The organism is Longimicrobium sp., assembly GCF_036554565.1.
Lineage (GTDB): Bacteria > Gemmatimonadota > Gemmatimonadetes > Longimicrobiales > Longimicrobiaceae > Longimicrobium.
In genome coordinates this window covers 1-1,873 of record NZ_DATBNB010000059.1, presented here as the reverse complement: position 1 = coordinate 1,873, position 1,873 = coordinate 1, and the positions used below count along the sequence as shown (strand labels likewise).

General features: G+C 69.4%; 2 protein-coding genes. Both read right to left on the bottom strand.

Annotated features, from left to right (window positions below; genetic code table 11):
• Window positions 1–66: 66 nt before the first annotated feature.
• Window positions 67–1,242 carry a transaldolase gene (gene tal / locus VIB55_RS01575; protein ID WP_331874905.1) on the bottom strand — a complete coding sequence of 392 codons (1,176 nt, stop codon included), beginning with the start codon at window positions 1,240–1,242 and terminating at the stop codon, window positions 67–69.
• 129 nt (window positions 1,243–1,371) lie between these two features.
• Window positions 1,372–1,873 (bottom strand): transketolase-like TK C-terminal-containing protein (locus tag VIB55_RS01570; protein ID WP_331874904.1); only part of this gene is annotated, 502 nt, incomplete at its 5' end.

The following is a 1,873-nucleotide window of genomic DNA, read 5'->3' as shown; positions in this document are numbered from 1 at the left end:
ATGGGGTACGAAAAAGCTCCCCAGCCGCGAACGGCCGGGGAGCTTCGAACGTCGAGAACGGCGGAATCAGGCGCCCTGGGCCACGCGCGCCAGCTTGCTTTCCACCGAGCCGATCAGCTCGCGGAACGACTTGATGAACTTGTCGACGCCCTCGCGCTGCAGCTGGTCGGTCACCGCGTCCATGTCGATGCCAAGGTCCGCCAGCGTGCGCAGGTCCTGGTGGGCCGCCTCCACGTCCTGGTCCACGGTCCGCCGCGCCACCCCGTGGTCGGCGAAGGCCTCCACGGTGTTCAGCGGCATGGTGTTCACCGTGTGTGGACCGATCAGCTCCTCCACGTAGATTACGTCGCGGTACGCCGCGCTCTTGGTGGAAGTGCTGGCCCACAGCGGCCTCTGCACCCGGGCACCGGCGGAGGCCAGCCGCTCCCACCGCGCACCCGAGAACACCTGGGCGAAGCGCTCGTACGCCAGCTTGGCGTTCGCGACGGCCGCCTTACCGGACATCGCACGGGCAAGCGCCGCCTGCCCGTCGTCCGCGGCCGAGCACGCGAGCTTCTCCAACTGCGCATCCACGGCCGAGTCCACGCGCGACACGAAGAACGATGCGACCGACGCTACGCGGTCCAGCGGCTGCCCGGCCTGCTGACGCCGCTCCAGTCCGCGCAGGTACGCCTCCATCACCTGCTCGTAGTTCTTCACCGAGAACAGCAGGGTGATGTTGACGTTGAAGCCGTCCGCCAGCAGCTGCTCGATGGCGGGGATGCCCGCCTCGGTGCCCGGCACCTTGATCATCAGGTTGGGCCGGTCCACCGCCTCGCGGAGGCGCCGTGCCTCGTCCAGCGTGCCCTGCGTGTCGTGCGCCAGCTCGGGAGATACTTCCAGCGAAACGAAGCCGTCCTGGCCCTCGGCGCGATCGTACACGCCGCGGAACAGGTCGCAGGCGCGGCGGATGTCCTCCACCGCCAGCGACTCGTACGCGGCAGACGCGCCCGCCTGCGACGCCGCCAGCTCGCCCACGGCGTCGTCGTAGTCGGTGCTGTCGCCGATGGCCTGCTCGAAGATGGAGGGATTGGAGGTCACGCCGCGCAGGTCGTAGCGGCGGATCATCTCCTCCAGCTCGCCGTTGTCCAGGATGCCGCGGCGGATGTAGTCCAGCCACACGCTCTGCCCCAGCGCGTGAAGCTCGTGCAGCGGATTGCCCTCATCGCGCACCGCGTCGGTCGGATGCTTGGTTTCGGCCATGGTGTTATCGCTCTCCCCGTCGGGGGTGAAAGTGCGAAAGTGCGAGAGTGCGAGAGTGCGAGAGTGCGAGAGTGCGAGAGTGAACTGCAGTTACTTTCGCACTTGGTACTTTCGCACTTTCGCACTGGTTCAGTGTTCGTCCGTCCCGTGCGCCGTCGGCCCGGCGTCGCCGGCGCCCTGCGCGTGGCCGCTGCCGATCCCCAGCAGCCCCTTGGCCTTGGCCGCGACGTTCTCGGCGCTGAAGCCCAGCTCCTGGAACACGCGCGTCGCCGGCGCCGAGGCGCCGAAGTGGCTGATCCCGATCACCTCGCCCTCGCCCACCCAGCGGTGCCAGCCCATGGGGTGCGCGGCTTCGATGGCCACGCGCGCCTTGACGGCCGGCGGGATCACCTCGTCGCGATACTCCCTGGGCTGCTGGGCAAAGAGCGCCCAGCTGGGCATGCTCACCACCCGCGCGCGGATTCCATCAGACTCCAGCGCGGTCCGCGCCTCCAGGGCGACCGCGACTTCCGAGCCGCTGGCGATCAGGATGGCGTGCGGGTCGCCGCCCTCCGCATCCGCCAGCACGTACGCGCCGCGGCGCAACCCGGCCGCGGGGGCCATCGTTTCGCGATCGATGTGCGGCAGCGCC